Here is a 14,615-nt window from a genome sequence, read left to right on the forward strand (position 1 = left end):
GCCCGCTTCTGGAAAGGTGGGAGAGGGCCGGCGCCCGGGGCGCCGGCGGGCGCGTCAGGACGAAGGGTGGAGCGGGAGGAGGTCCTGCGGATCGTGCGGGTAGGGGCCGGTGAAGGAGGGGTGGTCGACGAAGACGTCGACCTTGCCGTGGCGGCCGGGGGCGGTGTTTTTGACCGTGCGCACGCAGCCCTCCCAGGTGACGAGGTCGCCTTCGTTCAGGTCCTCGACGGCCCGCAGGGTGTACGCCCTCGGTGCCCAGTCGCCGTCGTAGTAGAGGTCGGTGTGGCCGTAGGTGGCCGGGCCGCCCACCTCGGCCCTGACGGCCGGGTGGGACAGCAGGCTCGGCCCCAGCGGGTCGGACCAGCAGATCCGGCGGGTCTCGGTGTCCACGGCGAAGTAGGCGCCGCCGAGGTCGAGGTAGACGCATCCGTCCTGGTCGTCGAGCAGGCGCGGCAGGGCTGCCACGGGAGGCCTCCGTGGGTGCGGGGCGCGTAGGCGCCGATCGGTCAGACGGACTGGGAGAGCAGGACGGCCGGAATGCTGAGCTCGGGGCGGGGCATCTCGGAGTGCTCCGGGTGCCAGAACGTGCCGTAGTTCCCACCAGCGTTCATCGCGGGCACGTATGCGCCGACGTCAAGGCCGCGTTCTGCGGGGGCGTCCTCCACGTCGAGGGGGTGGGTGGCCGGGCCGATGAGGACGAGGGCGTCGTCCGGCAGGTCCGGATTCTCGGCCAGGAAGGCCCGGAGCTCGCTCAGGCGCATGCCCGGGACGGCGATCGCGAAGGGGTGGCGCCAGTCGGGGGCGACCGCGGCCTCGCTGACGGTGGCTCCCTCGTTCATGGAGTCCGTGGCTTCGTCGCCGGAGAGGACGAAGAGGGTGCGCTGGCCGTTCGCGGGATGTCCCTGGTAGTGACCGGCCTGGTAGTGACCGGCGGCGAGCCCCAGGGCGTCCTCGGCGAGGCGGACGAGGTGACCGGTGGGCACGGAGGCCAGTCCGCCCGTCTGGCCTTCGACGGCGAAGGCGCTCGTGCAGACGGTGACGGTGGGGCTGCCGTAGTGGAGGGCGACGGGGGACAGGGGGAGCTCCTTGGGTCCGGGGATGCGAAGTGGTGCTGTCGTACGTGCTGGTGAGGGGTGCCGGGCTACCCGTCGCACTGCGCGCAGAAGCGGTGGCGGTGGTAGTCCTCGGCGAGCGCGGCGATCTCGGCCTGGACCTCATCGGGAACGGAGCCGTCGTGCTGGAGATGACCGGTCATCCAGGCGTGGTCGGGCCCGCCCGCGCCCGGGTCGAGGACATGGGTACGCACGTCCGGGCCGGTAGCCCTGGCGCCGTTGGCGTACACGGTGACGCCGGTCTGGCCGTCCGGGTCGCGGTCGACGACCACGTCGATCCGGAGACCGGCTGCGGGGCGGCGCAACTCGTAGCGCAGCTGGCCGTTGACGCGCAGCTCGTACACGCCCGCGTGCGGGTCGAGTTCGCGCACGATCGCAGGCTTGCCGTGGGTGTCCGCGTTGTCCCAGTGCTCCCAGGCCTCGTCGGCCGTGGCGGGGGTGCCGTCCAGGTCGCGGAAGCCGTTGTGGCGGGTGACCCGGGTGAGCGTGGCGCGCAGCTGTGCGAGCACCTTGGTGTGGTTGCGGGGGATGGTGCGAATGGAAGGCAGTCCTCTCTCGTGTCGTGGCCGGTGTCGGCTACTCGTCGTCGGCGGTGGCCAGCCGTACGGTCTGGCGGATGGCCGGGTCGTAGCGCTCCAGGGCCTCGGTGCAGGCGAAGTAGGAGTCCTCGTCCTCGCCGGTGGCCAGGTTGCGGCCGGTGAGGCGCCAGCCCCCGGTCCAGACGCTGCCGATGAGGCTCGGCCCGTACGGCACGACCTCGGTGGCGGTGCCGATGTACGAGGTGGTGCGGCCGTCGCGGCCGATGCGGGTGACCACGATGCGGTCGCCGTCGGTCGGAGAGAACACGAGACCCTCCTGGAGGGAAGGGGGTCGAGGGGTGTCCGTCTGGGCTCATCAGGACTTCGGGAGAGCCGAACTCGAGGTCCTGATGTGGTGGGCGAGGGACCGGCGCCGCCCCCGGAGCGGCCGGGGGCGGCGCCGACTGCCTACGCGTCCTGCGAGTTCCGCGCGCGCCGCGACCGGACGTACACGATCGCGGTCGCCGCGATGACGCTGGTGATCGCGGTCTGGAGCGCGGCGGCGGGCGTCAGGGACCCGACGACCGCCGTGAAGGCGAAACCGCCAGCGGCACCGGACACGGCCAGGAGCAGGAACTCAGTCGAACGTCGCACCAAGTGCACCTTTCGGTGAGGCGGGGCTGTTCCCCGTCGACTCTTAAGACTCTACATCGAGGAGAGTCCTTGCGCAAGTCTTAAGAGACGCTTTGGGGGTGGTTCGTGGCAGGCCCTACGCCAGGACTTCCAGTGCCCGCAGAGCGCGCAGGTGCCCGGCAGCCTCATTCGCGCCGGCCAGGAGCGCGTCGCGGTGAGCCTCCGCCCGCGCCTGTGCCGCGAGGGCTCGTCCGGTGAGGTCGCCCTCGCTGAGGGTGTTTCCGCAGGCGACGGTCGTGTTCGGACCCAGGTCCCACACCAGGAAATTGACCGCTGCTCCGGCCACCGCGAGAGGGTCCAGGTCCTGAAGACTCCAGGTCCAGGCGTGGGGGTCGACGCCGTGGTCGCGCAGACGCTGGGCGACGGCCCGGAAGATGCCGCCGGTTCCGCCGGCGGGCTCGTACAGGGAGCTGGACGCCGGAGGCTGGTCGCCGATCGCCAGCGAGACCAGGACGTCGGTGGCGTCGTCCGGCGTGTGGTGCTCGGCCAGCCATGACCGGTCCTCGCGGTGGCGGAGGCAGACGATCGTCCAGGACATCAGGTCGACCTCAGAGCGGGCGGAGGGATCGGCCGAGCCGGTGTGATGCAGCACGCCGTGCTTCAGCGCCGTCTCGGCGACCGCCTTGACCGCGTAGAGCGTGTCGTCGTCGTGCTCCTCTTCGGCCCACCGCAGAAGGGGCCCGGCCGCGCCGATCAGGTCGGGACGGCGCAAGTAGTGCACGGCGGCGACCTGTCCGACCGTAGGGGGCCACCGGCGGGCCGGCTGGGAGGCGAGGAAGCGGGCGAGGCCGGCGGCATGGGCGGCGCCGGGCGACTTGTGGGGCCACAGGGCGAGCGTGGCGACTACGCCGCAGGGGATGTCCATCCGCCCGCGGCCGTAGGCGCGCTGCCAGGTCTCTGCCACTGCTTCGCCGAATGCCGCGCCGTCGGAACGGCGGGTGGGAAAGGGTGGTGGGCGCCGCGCCGGGGCGGGCGCGCTCCGGTGGGTGTCGGTCAGGGACGGTCTCCATGATCTGGGCAGGCCGGGGCGGACCTGCGGGGGGCGGGACGGACATCCGCCTGACGGCGGATGTCCTCGGCGGCCGGTCAGGCCGCGGTGGCCTGCTCGCGTGCGCGCAGCTCGGCCAGCGGCAGGGGCCGGCTCGTCCCTCCGCGGCGGTCGCGCAGGATGGCGACGGGGCCGAGGAGCTCACGCAGCTCCTCCTCCTTGGCCTCCGCGTAGGCGTACTGCTCGGGCAGGGTGGCGAGGAGGTGCTTGAACTGGCGCTGGCCGGCCTTGACGCACGATCCGTAGCAGTTGTTGTGCGGGAAGCCGAGCTCGTACAGCAGCGGCGGCCGCACGCCGAGCGCGCGGATCTCGTCCAGGAGCTCGTCCTTGGTCGCGTCGGGGCCGTCGGCGAGCGGGAACTCGGTGCGCCAGGGCTGCCAGTGGTGGGCGATGGCCGGGATCCGGCGCCGGTCGCGGTCGTTGGGCTCGATGCCGATGTAGGCGATCGTGTCGTCCGGCGGAGTGTGTTCGCTCATCCAGGCGCGGCACGGCTTCTGCTTGAGGATGAAGGTGCAGTGCGCGAGCCGGTTGTTTCCCAGGAAGCGCTGGTCGGCGAAGACCTGCCACGGATCGCGCCCGTCGCGGACCACGGTCAGCTCGACGCCGAGCAGGTGGGCGATGTCGTCGGAGAAGCGCCACAGGTCGGGGTGCTCGGCGCGGGTGTCGGCGATCAGCAGGGTCAGGTCCTGGGTGCCGTGCTGCTCGGCGACCCGCACGGCGGTGATCGCGGATCCGATGCCGCCGGAGAACTGGACGACGTGTCGGGCCAAAGAGCAGGTTCCTTTCACGGGGAGGTGGTGGAGCCCGGCCTGCCCGCAGCGCGTGGGGGCGGCCGGGCGGCGCGCTAGCGGCTGAAGGCGCCGCTGCGCAGGTCGACGGTGAGGACGTCGCCGCTGGCGGGCTGGTCGAGGCAGGTCAGATCGGGCAGCAACTCCTCGAGCTCGGTGTGGGTGGCGTCGAAGGGCGAGGTGGAGGCGCCGTCGGCGTGCCGGAGCAGGAGGTTGCTGGGCGACCAGTGCGGCGGCATCCCCGGGTGGGTGCGGGTGCGGATGCCGACATGCGTGACGGGCGCGGCGCTGTCGGTCTCGCCCTCGTCGAGGGCATGGGCGACGGCTGTGCGCAGTTCGGCGAGGATCGCGGACCTCTTGCGCTGAAGTTGGTGCTGGTCGACCCGGTGCCCGACCGAAAGCAGCTGCTCGTCGGACAGCACGGAGAGCACGCCGTCCATCAGTTCGGGATCAGTCACGGCCGACGGGCACAGCAGCACTGGCTGCATCGGCCGGTCGTGCAGGGCACGGGCGGGGCTGTGGGGCATCATGTCCCTTCCGTTGTCCCGGGGCGGCGCAGCGCCCGGGGACAACCACTGGGCTGGGCGGCGGGTGCGCCGCTGGGGAAGCGGAGGACCGGCAGGGACTGCCGGCCCGGGGCGTTCACGCGGGGCGCGGGAGCGCGTAGAGGTGGCACTCCCGGTCGTGGCGGGGGTTGTGGCTCTCGCGGGCGTAGCAGCAGCAGTGCCGGAGCGGGGCGGACAGGCAGTCCGCGATGAACTGGGCCGCTGCCGAGGAGTCCTGCGCGCAGTCGACCGTCCCGCCGTCTCCGGTGATGTACACCGGGTCCCCGACGGCGTCTCCGCGCTCGTCGTGCAGGAAGACGCTCCACCCGGTGTGCTGGGCGGGAACGTGGCGGAGCGAGCCGGCCCGGTCCGCGACGACCAGCGTCCCGTAGGTGTCGCGGCCGAGCCGGACGGTGACGCTGATCTGGTCGCTGTGGGCGCCGTAGGTGACGGACAGCCCGTTACCCGGCGTGATGCCGTGTACGGCGAGCGCGGACAGGAGCGTGTTACCGGCGGTGGTCGCCGGATGCGCCAGCCAGGCGGCGACCGCCCGCGCGCACACCTCGGCCTCGGCAGTCAGAGGGCCAGGAGCGGCCGTGGTGTGAACGGTGCTGACCTCGTGGAAGTCGGGCGGTCCGTCGGGAATCCACGCCGAGGCACTGAAGTGGGCCCGGGCCTCGCGCGGCTGCCGCTGCCGGCCGGTGGTGTTCCACTGCACCGTGACGTGGACGCCGTCGAGAGCGTTCGCCTTCGGAACGGCGGCCGGGTAGGCGATGATCACGCCCTCTTCGCGGTCGAAGTGAGCGCCCAGGCCGGCGGCGGACAGCGTGCCGAGGACAGTGCTCACCGGCGAGGAGGCAAGTGCTGGGGTGGTGCTGGACATGGTGGCCCTTCGGGGTGTCCGGGCGGGGTGACGGCATGCGCTCCCGCCGGTCCCGGGGCGCCGTAGCGCCCCGGGACACCATCTGGGGAGGACAGCGGCTGCGCCGCTGGGGAGGCGGAGGGCCGGGCGGTCCCGCCCGGCCCGGGCGGCTGCTACCGGCTGACGCCCTGCGCGGCCGCCTTGACGACGACCGCCAGACCGTCGAGGGCGGTGGCGAGCTCGCTCTCGGTGACCTTGACGGTCGGGACCGGGACGGGAGCGGAGGCGGGGGCGTCGATCCCGTTGAAGACGCGCAGGAGGCTGCGGATCATCTCGCGGGTCTCGTCGCTGGTCGGAGCCTCGACACCGGCCGACCGCGCCGCCGTCGCCATCTGGTGCTGGCCGAGCGAAGCGATGTCCTCGGCGCTGAGCATGCCGTGGTGGGTGATGTGCAGGTAGTACGCGGTGGCCAGGGCCTTGCGGACCTGGTTGAAGCGCTTGTAGGTGCTGGAGGCGAGGCCGGACGGCAGGATGTGCTGGGCCAGGGGCAGTTCGACGGTGATGCGCGGGCTCGGGATGGCTGTCTCCGATCGACGGGCTGTCAGGGCCGGTTCTCCGGCCCCGGTTTCGAGTGAGGCTGGGGAGGCCCCACAGTGACCGCAGTGATCTGCGGGCGTCTCCAGGAGCGGCAACCCGCCCCCAATCGACTCTTAAGACTATACATGGCGAGAGGTTGTGATGCAAGCTTTAAGAGTCGAAAGCGGGGGTCGGTGTGCGGAATGCGCGGGGCCAGAGTGCTAGGCGCCGTCCTCGCTGAGGACCCACACGTAGGTCATCGTGCCGAGCACCGAGGCTCGGCGGGCGTACACGCGGCCTGCGGGGCGGTGGAAGGACACCGTGGCCTGCTCCTCGCCGTCGAGGATCGCCAGGAGCGACGCGCGCAGCCCCTGAAGCGACACGGACGGCCTGCGGCCGGACGCGTCGAGCCCTTCCCGCTCGGCCAGCCGCCGCGCCGTCTCGTGCGCGGGGGCGAAGTGGTGCACGCCCTCGCGGTGGCCCTGCGGCAACAGCACGTAGGGGACCGCGCTGCGCCCGGGCGCGAGGACCAGGCCGTCGACGTCGCCCGCCGTGACAGGGGCACCGGGCAGCGCATGGTCGGTGGCCGGGGTGGAGGGGATGAAACGGACCGCGTCCGGCTCCTGCGGGTACCACAGGCGCCCGCGTGCCGTGCGGTCGGTGAACGGCCGCGTGTCCTCGGCGAACAGGTAGTTGACCCAGCGGCCGCCCCACCGGTGCCAGACCTGGGGACCGTGCACCGCGGCCAGCCGGTCGCGGTCCCAGAACCGCAGGGGCGCGGGGCAGGCCGGGAGCGGTGCCGGGGTAGGGGCGGTATCGGTCATGCGTTCCTTACGTCGGAGGGTTCTTGGGGCCGGCGGGCGGCCAGGGTCTTGCGCGTGTGCAGGGGGCAGGCGGGGGCGGTCAGTCGGCCGCTGCGCACGGGGTGCAGGTCACGTCGAGGGGCCGGCCGCTGGCCAGGGACTCGGTGGCGAACGGGCCGTTCATCCCGCACTTGGTACGGGCGTTGCTGATGTTCTTGTACGACCAGCCAGGCTGAATGTCGTGCGTCTTTCCGTTGTGCGTGAACCGGGCGACGTACTCGGCTTCGCGTGCCACCGGCACGCCTCCTTCGGATCGGGGGCAGGAGGTGGGGAACTGTCCGGCGCGGATCAGCAGGCGCTTACAGGCCGAGGGTGTCGGCGCACTTCAGCGCCTCGCGGTACTGCTCCTCGGTGAGCGCGCCGACGCCCTTCAGACCGGCGAGATACACGCGCAGACGGCCGTCGGAGGCCAGCCAGCCGCTCACCGACCGGTCGAGCGTGCTGAAGTCGCACCAGATCAGCAGATCCTGGCCGGTGATCTCGCGCAGGCGCCGAACGGCCTCGCGGTACGGCGCGCGGGCCTCCTTCACCGCGTCGAGCAGGGCCTGGGCCTGCTGGCGCTGGTCGCACTCGTCGGCCTCGGCCGCCGTGTACGCCTGCTGCCACTCACCGAAGTCGGGGTGGGAGGTGATGCGGGCCCGGATGTCGTCGAGGTGACCGACCCGGGCCATGCGCCGGTTGGCGGTGGTCACGTACATGCGCGCGGGCGGCCGCAGCTCGTGCCACGGCTCGCCGAACACGGTCATGTCCGGCGTCCGGTCCCACGTTCCCTCCGGTACCGCGACATGCCGCAGGACCGCCGTCCTCGCGCTGGAGGAGTCGACGCGCCGCCAGGCCGCCCAGTTGAGCGCCTTCTCCGGGGTGAGAGGCTCGTGCCGGCTGTAGATCACCACCAGGTCGTCCGTCCGCAGCTGCCTGCCCTCGGTGACTTCGGCGATGTAAGCGTCCGGCCGCGGCGGCCACAGGTCCGCGAACATACGGTGGGCCAGCTGGGCCGCGCGATGCTGCGCGCTGGTGGCCGTCATCGGGTCGATTCCGTGACGGCGCGGACACGGTCCCACGGGTCGCCCTGCATCACGTCGCGGACCTCCTCCCAGGTGGTGGAGATCCCCTCCTGCTGGCAGACGCGCAGGACATCGGCGATGCCGAGACCTCCGTAGCGCTGGCGGAGCTGGGCGTGCAGGACGCGGATGCGTCCGCGGCGCTCGGAGGTGGCGGCGGCCTTGCGGCTTCGGCGGGCCAGGAAGCGGATCATGTCCACCGGCTCTTTCGGCTGGGGGCTGGGGGATACGGGCGGCGGGCGAGGTCTTCAGCCCGCCGCCCTCTTGACTCTTAAGACTATACATGGAGAGGGTGCGGGAATGCAAGCCTTAAGAGTCGTGCGGGTGGAGGGTGAAGCAGAGGGAGTCGCCGAACTCCGGTGCGCGGAAACCGCTCAGGTCGGCCAGGGCGTCGGCGACGGGCGTGCTGCTCAGGTCTACCGCGTCCGGCAGAGCGTGCCCGTCGGCGCCGATCAGCAGTGGGCCGTCAGGGCTCCATATGCGTCCCTCGTCGGTCTCGGCGATGCCGAAGGACACGTGGGCAACGCCGGGGGCGCCAGGGGAGCAGAAGGCTTCCCACAGGGCGCCCAGCACGTCGTCGAGCAACGCTTTCGGCAGGGCGCGGCCGTCATGGTTGGAGCCGTCGTAGGCGTGTGCGAGGGCGGAGGCAGGCGGGGCGAACGTGTGCGCGTCGGCGACGGTCGACGTGTCCGGGGTGGCGGGGGATCGGTTGATGGGGCTCTCCTGTCATGGGCGGGCCGCGCCCCGGCGTACGGGGCGCGGCGACTTCCTGGTCGGGGTGGGGTTACGCGGCGTCGCGCTCCTGGGCCGGTGCGACCGCCTTGATGTGCAGCACCGTGTAGAGCACGGCCCACGCCGTCCCGGCGGCCACGGCGGTGAATCCGGCGGCGACGGTCCAGTTCAGATCCGTCTGGTAGGCGGAGAAGTTGAGGACGTAGCGGACGGCGAGGAACAGCCCGGCCATGTCGGCGACGACCGCAGCCGCCGCCCACCCCGGACGCACGACGAGCGGGGCCGAGTGTGCGCGCTGGCGGTCCAGGCCGCGCAGGTCGGTTCCGGCGGCCACGATGACGATCGCGAGCAGGGCGGCGAGCGTCATGACGACCAGCAGCCACAGCGGGAGGCTGCCGAACGTCATGGACAGGACCAGGCCGAGGCAGACGAACACCGCCGTGGCCCGGTGGAGCTTGCGGCACCAGCGGTGCGGGTGGGCGGAGGTCGGGCGGTATGCGGTGCGGGGCATGGGAGGTCTTCCTCTTCTCGGGAATCGATCAAGGCAGCCAGGCGCGGCTGGCGGAGGTGCGGAAGGGGGCGAGCCGGAGGCGGCGGTCTGGCGGGTTTCTGCTCCACGGACGGCAGCTCCGCCCGCCGGATCAGGGCCCCTCGTACTCGTCGCCGCAGTCGGCGCAGGTGCGTATGCGGCAGTCGTCGTCGGTGCAGCCGTGGCCGACACACGGTTCGTAGAGGTGGCCGTAAACCTGGCACGAGGTCAGTTCGTTGACGGGCGGGGCGTCGGTGATCGGGTGCTGCATCAGGGCTCCGGAGTCTGTGGGGAGCGGCGGCCGGGGCTCCGGCCGCCCTCGCCTGCTGGCTTCAGACGACGCGCATCCCGAACAGCCGGGGGCTGTCGTCGACGCGGCCGCACATGTCCTCGGCGCACGGGCCGCAGAGGTTGGAGCAGCCGCACTCGTCGAGGTTCAGCACGTGCCAGCCCGCGTCGTGGGCGTCGTGGGTGCCGTCGTCACCGTCGTCGAGGAAGGGGGAGGCCTTCCCGCACTCGGTGCACTCGATCCGGTCGAACTCCGTGACCTCCAGGGGCAGTTCGGTCATCTCGGGGAGGGCGATCGTCACGAGGTTCACTCCTGGCTGCTGTGCTTCGGCCGGGAGAACCTCCCGCCCGCCGTCTCTTAAGACTCTACAGCGACGGCAGGGTGAATGCAAGTCTTAAGAGTCACTGTGGTGGGGTGCGGATGTTGCTGCCCGGGCCCGAGGGCCGGTGCGCGAGGCGAGGAAGAGACGCCATGGGGACTGTTGTGGGGAGCCATGCGGGGCCGCCGGTGCCGGCGGCTCCGCATCAAGAGGTGTCAGTCGAACTGCACGACCATCGCCGTGGCGTTGTCGCGCCGCACGTCGGTGAAGGACACCGCAGTGCGGACGAGCGCGGAGGCGACGCCGCGCGGGGTCGCCTGCGCCAGCGGCGCACGCATGTCGATGCCGTTGTCCTCGAAGGGCGAGTAAGCGCCGTCGGAGACGAGCAGCAGCCGCCCGCCCTGGGCGCGCAGCGGACGCGCCGTGCCGATCTCGCCTTCCTCGCCGTCATAGCGCCGGAGGCTCGACGTGACGAGGTGGCGGTAGTCCGGCGGGATGTCGGTCTCGCCCCTCGCGCGCCGGGCCTCGGCCTCGTTGTGATCGACGGTGAGCTTCTCCAGGGCGCCGCCGGTCGGCATCCAGTAGGCGCGCGCGTCACCGGCCCAGCCGATGAGGAGGCGGCCGTCTGCCGTGCGCACCGCGACGACCGCGACCGCGTCCGGCGGCCGGTGCTCGTCCTCGTAACCGTCAGAGTCGGACACGATCCGCGCGGCGGTGATGGCCGCCTTGGGGCTGTGGGTTACCGCAGCGACGCGGGCGAGCGTCCGCGCCTTCTCGCGCGTCCAGTCCTGTACCTGGGTGGTAGTGCCGATGCCGTCCAGGAGGGTCCAGGCGCGGGCGCCCGATTCGGTCGCGACGGCCGTCGCGTCGCACTGGACGGGGCGGTCTCCGAGGGCCTGGGCGGTGGCGTAGGTGATCACGTGGTGAATCTCCAGGGGTTGAGGGGTAGTGCGGGAGGCCGGTCCCGCCCGGCGGGGCGGGACCGGCGAGGGGCGCTCACATCCACTGAGGAGCGGGGCTCTCGAACGCGGGGACCTGGGTGCAGCCATACGCGTACGGGCCGAGGTCCCGCAGCGCGTTCAGCTCGCCGTACGCGTCGCACACGACGCAGTGCGCGCCCTGCTTGTCGCCATTGATGTACAGGTCGACGACACGAAGGGTGTGGGGCTTCGTCTCCTTCGGCCTGGCGACGGTGGAGATGATCAGGTCCTCGGTGCCGAAGAGGGGCGCGGGGGTCTGGGTCGTCGCCGTCATGTCGTCTGTCCGTCCTTTGCTGTCCGTGCGAGGGGGACCGTCCCCCTTGCTGTCTCTTAAGACTCTACATTGAGGATGGCTGCGATGCAAGTCTTAAGAGTCATCTGATGGTCTGTGGTGCTTGTCACGCCGCGCCGTCGGGCGGCGGCGGACCGCAGGCGCGGCGTCCGCGCCTGCGGTGCTACTTGCCCGGCTGCGGTGCGCCCTGCTCGGTCAGTACCAGGCGGAGAGACTGCTCGACGTCGTCCGCGACGCCGACGCGAGCGTCACGCTCCGCCTCCACGACGGCGTTGTCGCGGTACTGTCCAATGCCGTAGTCGGCATAGTCGAGCGGACGCCGCGCCTCCTCGGCCGCCGCCAGGGCGCCGCGCACCGCCTTGATCAGCTGCTCACGGCTCGCCGCCTCCAGGAGCGCCTCGATCTCCTGCTGCTTGTCGCTCACCGGTACTCCTTGGGTGTCAGAAGGGGAGGGGGCGGCCCCCGCTGGAGCGGGGGCCGCAGGTCGGTCAGAGCCGAGTGCGCTGGACGCGGTAGCGGCGCGCGTCGTGGTAGCCGACCTTGGCCAGCGCGTTGCGGCCATTGATGGTCTCCTCGCCGCCGAGGGCCTCGGCGTGCTCACGGGCGACCCGGCGCCAGAAGGCGGCGTCCGCCTCGGCGGGCTCACCCAGAAGGAACTCCTCCGTCGCGTCCGCAAGCTCGTCCGAGACGGTGACCACGGTCTCGCAGTCGGGGACGGTGACGGTGTAGCCGTTCTCGTTCACGAGGCGGAGCTGAAGCACGGGAAGTCCTTCCGGTGGAGTCTCGGCGGGGTTTCCCTCCGCCCTGCTGACTCTTAAGACTATACAGAGGTGATCTGCTGAATGCAAGTCTTAAGAGTCATTCCCTGTGTGGGTCAGAGGTGAGAGAGGCGCTGCATGAGGGAGACGCCGTGCGGTACGCGCTGGTCGGACGCGTCGGGCACCTCAACCGTCCGGACGTTGGCCCGGCCGCCGAACGACGCCAGGAGTCGGCTGGACGCGTCCGCCAGAGGCCACGGCCCGGAGAACCAGGAGTCATTGGGCGCGCACGCCAGCGTCACCCCGTAACGGCCGTCAGTGCGGCGCTCAGGAGTGAACCAGTGGCGCAGGTAGAAGCCGTACCAGTAGTCGGACACCGCCTCGTGAGGGTGCCCCACGTACGATTCCCGCTCGATCACCACGTCCGACCGGCCCAGCGCCCAGGTCACGCGGTGCGGCTTGTCGTCGAGCCACGCGAAGACATCAGCGTCGGCCGTCGTCACCGTCCAGACCTCCTCATCCGTCCAGTCCCCGCCGTCGGCCGCAGGAAGCTGCTTGGGCCCGACACCGGCGACCACGGCCGTCTGCGTCCCGTCGCTGTTGCTGCGCAGCCACACCCCGCCCATGACCTCCGCGAAGTCGTCGCCGGGAGACCAGGGGGCCGGCGCATCCGCGAACGCCTCGCGGGAGAAGACGTGCTCAACCTCGACGAGGTGAGCGAACGGGGCGTCGACGTCCGGGATGCCCCGGGCCGCGCGGAAGATGTTGCGGGTCAGGCTGCGGTTCACGGTGTCTCCCGGGTTCGTTCGGCTGCGTCTCTTAAGACATTACACATGAGGGATGCTGAATGCAAGTCTTAAGAGTCACAGGGAGGTGCGGAGTGAAGGCGCCGTGTCTCTTAAAGCTTGCAATCTCCGGCGTAGCTATGTAGAGTCTTAAGAGTCAAGGCGGTTCGGACGGGCCGCCTCCACCTCACGAAGGGGCTCGCCATGACCGCCACCGCCACCATCACCTCGCAGGATGTCCTGGAGGCGGGCACGGTCGTGCGCTGCCCCCGCTACGTCGAAGGTGAGGACACCGGACCGCGCAAGGCAGTTGTCCTGGGGCTCTTCCGGGAGGGCGACCCCACGGGTGGCTACCGGGTGTACTTCTACACCCTGGGTGCGGCCGGTTTCGCCGAACATACGGTCGGTCTCGCGTTCCGCCGCGAGATGCACCCGCTGGGAACGGTCGAGGACATGTCTGAGCGCACCCTCGTCCGCATCTGGCGGGGCCTGGGAGACTTCCCCGGCTCCTCCACGGCCCGCTATCGCGTGCAGCGCATGGGCCTGCGCCTGCGTAACGCACGCCTCGGCCGGTAGGCCGCGCCGTGATTCCGGCGTCGCTCCGCCCACCCCGGGCGGCGCCGGACCGCGAACCAGTGACGTCTCTTAAGACTTGCGTCACGCGTCATTCGTATGTATAGTCTTAAGAGACGAGAGGGCGGGGTGACCCGCATGAAACGCATCCAGGAGGAACCGTGACCACCGTGACCGCCCAGCCTGCGGACGCCGCCTACCTCGCCCTGCGCCTGCCCGCCGGCACCCGGGTCACCTACCACGGCACGGAGGCCGCCTACCGGGGCCGCTGGACCGTCCAGCCGTGCGCCTGCCGCCTGTGCGTCGCCGCCACGATTTTCGGGCGCCCTGCCCGCCGCTACGAGCTGTACACCCTGGACGGCAAGCCCGGCCCGCTCGTGCATGTCCGCCACACGTCCGTGACCCCGATCGTCGGCGACGCCGAACTGAACGAGGCTACGTGCGTCATCCCGGCCAAGTACGCCGCCGTGCATCTGCGCAAGGAGCTCCGCCGCGTCTTCCCCGGCGTCAAGTTCTCCGTGCGCACCGGCACCGGCAAGCGCCGTGGGGAGATCACGGTCACCTGGACCGGTGGCCCGCGCCGCACCAGCGTGAGCGCCGTCGCGGCCCCGCTCATGGCGCGGTTCGGCCCCGGCGACCGGCGTATCGCGCGGGTGGACGTCACCGTCGGCGGCCGCCGGTACTGCGGAGTGCCCATGGTTTCCGCGATCAAGCTCAATCGCGACTGATCGAACCCCCTGTGACTCTTAAGGCTTGCATCGCGGTATGCCCGTGGTGTAGAGTCTTAAGAGTCGACACGGGGGAGGGAGCCCCGCTGGCCCCCGCAGCGAGGAGCAGCATCCGATGGACACCGTGACCCTCTCCTCCGGATGGCCCTTCTGCGCCCCTTCGGCGACAGCGCCCACGACCACATCTGACCGTCACCTCCGAAAGGACACCGCCGTGCGCCTCAGCCTCGCCGCCCAGGCCCTGTACATGTCGATGCACACGACCGGCGACCTGCTCACCCCTTCGGAGGTGGAGCACGTCCGGGACGAGGCCGTGACCCGCCTCGGCGGCCCGGAGGCCGTGGGGTTCGCCACCGTCCGGCGGCTGCTGTTCTGCGCCGCCGCCGAACCCGACGACCACAGCAGCCGCTTCACCTGGGCCCGGGACGCCGCCTCGCTCGTCGAGGCCCAGCCGTAGGCGCCGAGAGGGCGGCTCCCGCCCGCCCCGCCATCACCACCCTGATCCCCTGAGAGTCCGGAAGGCACAGAGATGACCCACCCGACCGCCCCCCGCCCGGCCCCCGC

Annotated in this window: 26 protein-coding genes; 3 read left to right on the forward strand and 23 right to left on the reverse strand. The window is 71.4% G+C overall.

The window, feature by feature from the left end; translation table 11 throughout:
- Positions 1 to 54: 54 nt before the first annotated feature.
- The 23 genes from SZN_RS20065 to SZN_RS20170 all read right to left on the reverse strand — a co-directional run bounded on the left by SZN_RS20065 (position 55) and on the right by SZN_RS20170 (position 12,753).
- Entirely contained in the window at positions 55 to 465 is a 411-nt protein-coding gene (locus SZN_RS20065; protein ID WP_007497928.1) for a hypothetical protein, read from the reverse strand.
- Between the two features lie 41 nt (positions 466 to 506).
- Positions 507 to 1,154 carry a hypothetical protein gene (locus tag SZN_RS20070; RefSeq protein WP_244313395.1) on the reverse strand — a complete coding sequence of 216 codons (648 nt, stop codon included), beginning with the start codon at positions 1,152 to 1,154 and terminating at the stop codon, positions 507 to 509.
- Entirely contained in the window at positions 1,142 to 1,621 is a 480-nt protein-coding gene (locus tag SZN_RS20075) for a hypothetical protein (protein ID WP_007497932.1), read from the reverse strand. Before SZN_RS20075 ends, SZN_RS20070 begins: the two co-directional genes overlap by 13 nt.
- A gap of 67 nt (positions 1,622 to 1,688) precedes the next feature.
- A complete protein-coding gene (locus SZN_RS20080; protein ID WP_007497934.1) occupies positions 1,689 to 1,958 on the reverse strand; it encodes a hypothetical protein in 270 nt (89 codons plus the stop codon).
- A gap of 140 nt (positions 1,959 to 2,098) precedes the next feature.
- Complete coding sequence (locus tag SZN_RS20085) at positions 2,099 to 2,284, reverse strand: hypothetical protein (RefSeq protein ID WP_007497936.1); 186 nt, start codon at positions 2,282 to 2,284, stop codon at positions 2,099 to 2,101.
- A gap of 115 nt (positions 2,285 to 2,399) precedes the next feature.
- The gene (locus SZN_RS20090; RefSeq protein WP_007497938.1) at positions 2,400 to 3,227 is read right to left on the reverse strand and encodes an N-6 DNA methylase; all 828 of its coding nucleotides are present in this window, start codon (positions 3,225 to 3,227) and stop codon (positions 2,400 to 2,402) included.
- 182 nt (positions 3,228 to 3,409) lie between these two features.
- Positions 3,410 to 4,141 carry a phosphoadenosine phosphosulfate reductase domain-containing protein gene (locus SZN_RS20095; protein ID WP_007497940.1) on the reverse strand — a complete coding sequence of 244 codons (732 nt, stop codon included), beginning with the start codon at positions 4,139 to 4,141 and terminating at the stop codon, positions 3,410 to 3,412.
- A gap of 74 nt (positions 4,142 to 4,215) precedes the next feature.
- Entirely contained in the window at positions 4,216 to 4,689 is a 474-nt protein-coding gene (locus tag SZN_RS20100; RefSeq protein WP_007497942.1) for a hypothetical protein, read from the reverse strand.
- A gap of 112 nt (positions 4,690 to 4,801) precedes the next feature.
- Positions 4,802 to 5,587 (reverse strand): hypothetical protein, encoded by a 786-nt coding sequence (locus tag SZN_RS20105; RefSeq protein WP_007497944.1) that lies wholly within the window; start codon positions 5,585 to 5,587, stop codon positions 4,802 to 4,804.
- Positions 5,588 to 5,739: 152 nt separating this feature from the next.
- Positions 5,740 to 6,258, reverse strand: a complete 519-nt coding sequence (locus SZN_RS20110; protein WP_007497946.1) for a hypothetical protein — start codon at positions 6,256 to 6,258, stop codon at positions 5,740 to 5,742.
- A gap of 105 nt (positions 6,259 to 6,363) precedes the next feature.
- On the reverse strand, positions 6,364 to 6,966 hold the full coding sequence (locus SZN_RS20115; RefSeq protein ID WP_007497947.1) for a hypothetical protein: 603 nt from the start codon (positions 6,964 to 6,966) through the stop codon (positions 6,364 to 6,366).
- A 79-nt stretch (positions 6,967 to 7,045) separates the two neighbouring features.
- On the reverse strand, positions 7,046 to 7,240 hold the full coding sequence (locus SZN_RS20120; protein ID WP_007497949.1) for a hypothetical protein: 195 nt from the start codon (positions 7,238 to 7,240) through the stop codon (positions 7,046 to 7,048).
- 64 nt (positions 7,241 to 7,304) lie between these two features.
- Positions 7,305 to 8,030 (reverse strand): hypothetical protein, encoded by a 726-nt coding sequence (locus SZN_RS20125; RefSeq protein ID WP_007497951.1) that lies wholly within the window; start codon positions 8,028 to 8,030, stop codon positions 7,305 to 7,307.
- On the reverse strand, positions 8,027 to 8,260 hold the full coding sequence (locus tag SZN_RS20130; RefSeq protein ID WP_043731952.1) for a hypothetical protein: 234 nt from the start codon (positions 8,258 to 8,260) through the stop codon (positions 8,027 to 8,029). The genes SZN_RS20125 and SZN_RS20130 overlap by 4 nt, the downstream gene beginning before the upstream one ends.
- Positions 8,261 to 8,375: 115 nt before the next feature.
- Positions 8,376 to 8,651, reverse strand: coding sequence for a hypothetical protein (locus SZN_RS20135; protein ID WP_007497955.1), 276 nt, complete (start codon positions 8,649 to 8,651; stop codon positions 8,376 to 8,378).
- 199 nt (positions 8,652 to 8,850) lie between these two features.
- Positions 8,851 to 9,309, reverse strand: coding sequence for a hypothetical protein (locus tag SZN_RS20140; protein WP_007497956.1), 459 nt, complete (start codon positions 9,307 to 9,309; stop codon positions 8,851 to 8,853).
- A gap of 130 nt (positions 9,310 to 9,439) precedes the next feature.
- Positions 9,440 to 9,598, reverse strand: a complete 159-nt coding sequence (locus tag SZN_RS41485; protein ID WP_007497958.1) for a hypothetical protein — start codon at positions 9,596 to 9,598, stop codon at positions 9,440 to 9,442.
- A 61-nt stretch (positions 9,599 to 9,659) separates the two neighbouring features.
- Positions 9,660 to 9,917 carry a hypothetical protein gene (locus SZN_RS20145; protein ID WP_106432690.1) on the reverse strand — a complete coding sequence of 86 codons (258 nt, stop codon included), beginning with the start codon at positions 9,915 to 9,917 and terminating at the stop codon, positions 9,660 to 9,662.
- Positions 9,918 to 10,150: 233 nt separating this feature from the next.
- Entirely contained in the window at positions 10,151 to 10,855 is a 705-nt protein-coding gene (locus SZN_RS20150) for a PP2C family protein-serine/threonine phosphatase (protein WP_007497962.1), read from the reverse strand.
- Between the two features lie 76 nt (positions 10,856 to 10,931).
- Positions 10,932 to 11,189, reverse strand: a complete 258-nt coding sequence (locus SZN_RS20155; protein ID WP_007497963.1) for a hypothetical protein — start codon at positions 11,187 to 11,189, stop codon at positions 10,932 to 10,934.
- 181 nt (positions 11,190 to 11,370) lie between these two features.
- Positions 11,371 to 11,631, reverse strand: a complete 261-nt coding sequence (locus tag SZN_RS20160; protein WP_007497965.1) for a hypothetical protein — start codon at positions 11,629 to 11,631, stop codon at positions 11,371 to 11,373.
- 64 nt (positions 11,632 to 11,695) lie between these two features.
- A complete protein-coding gene (locus SZN_RS20165; protein WP_007497967.1) occupies positions 11,696 to 11,968 on the reverse strand; it encodes a hypothetical protein in 273 nt (90 codons plus the stop codon).
- Positions 11,969 to 12,081: 113 nt separating this feature from the next.
- Positions 12,082 to 12,753 carry a hypothetical protein gene (locus tag SZN_RS20170; protein WP_007497969.1) on the reverse strand — a complete coding sequence of 224 codons (672 nt, stop codon included), beginning with the start codon at positions 12,751 to 12,753 and terminating at the stop codon, positions 12,082 to 12,084.
- Positions 12,754 to 12,954: 201 nt separating this feature from the next.
- On the opposite strand from SZN_RS20170, the gene SZN_RS20175 reads away from it, so the two are divergent.
- The 3 genes from SZN_RS20175 (at position 12,955) to SZN_RS20185 (ending at position 14,508) form a co-directional block, all read left to right on the forward strand.
- Entirely contained in the window at positions 12,955 to 13,326 is a 372-nt protein-coding gene (locus SZN_RS20175; RefSeq protein ID WP_007497971.1) for a DUF6409 family protein, read from the forward strand.
- 158 nt (positions 13,327 to 13,484) lie between these two features.
- Positions 13,485 to 14,051 carry an LPD29 domain-containing protein gene (locus SZN_RS20180; protein WP_007497973.1) on the forward strand — a complete coding sequence of 189 codons (567 nt, stop codon included), beginning with the start codon at positions 13,485 to 13,487 and terminating at the stop codon, positions 14,049 to 14,051.
- 214 nt (positions 14,052 to 14,265) lie between these two features.
- Positions 14,266 to 14,508 carry a hypothetical protein gene (locus SZN_RS20185; RefSeq protein ID WP_007497975.1) on the forward strand — a complete coding sequence of 81 codons (243 nt, stop codon included), beginning with the start codon at positions 14,266 to 14,268 and terminating at the stop codon, positions 14,506 to 14,508.
- The last annotated feature ends 107 nt before the right edge of the window (positions 14,509 to 14,615 follow it).

Origin of the sequence: Streptomyces zinciresistens K42 (assembly GCF_000225525.1) — a bacterium.
Classification (GTDB): Bacteria; Actinomycetota; Actinomycetes; order Streptomycetales; family Streptomycetaceae; genus Streptomyces; species Streptomyces zinciresistens.

Bases quoted from the DNA above. Each gene is read 5' to 3' on its own strand.
- SZN_RS20140 (WP_007497956.1), bottom strand. From the start codon at position 9,309: ATGCCCCGCACCGCATACCGCCCGACCTCCGCCCACCCGCACCGCTGG.
- SZN_RS20125 (WP_007497951.1), bottom strand. From the start codon at position 8,030: ATGACGGCCACCAGCGCGCAGCATCGCGCGGCCCAGCTGGCCCACCGT.
- SZN_RS20155 (WP_007497963.1), bottom strand. From the start codon at position 11,189: ATGACGGCGACGACCCAGACCCCCGCGCCCCTCTTCGGCACCGAGGAC.
- SZN_RS20100 (WP_007497942.1), bottom strand. From the start codon at position 4,689: ATGATGCCCCACAGCCCCGCCCGTGCCCTGCACGACCGGCCGATGCAG.
- SZN_RS20115 (WP_007497947.1), bottom strand. From the start codon at position 6,966: ATGACCGATACCGCCCCTACCCCGGCACCGCTCCCGGCCTGCCCCGCG.
- SZN_RS20130 (WP_043731952.1), bottom strand. From the start codon at position 8,260: ATGATCCGCTTCCTGGCCCGCCGAAGCCGCAAGGCCGCCGCCACCTCC.
- SZN_RS41485 (WP_007497958.1), bottom strand. From the start codon at position 9,598: ATGCAGCACCCGATCACCGACGCCCCGCCCGTCAACGAACTGACCTCG.
- SZN_RS20105 (WP_007497944.1), bottom strand. From the start codon at position 5,587: ATGTCCAGCACCACCCCAGCACTTGCCTCCTCGCCGGTGAGCACTGTC.
- SZN_RS20175 (WP_007497971.1), top strand. From the start codon at position 12,955: ATGACCGCCACCGCCACCATCACCTCGCAGGATGTCCTGGAGGCGGGC.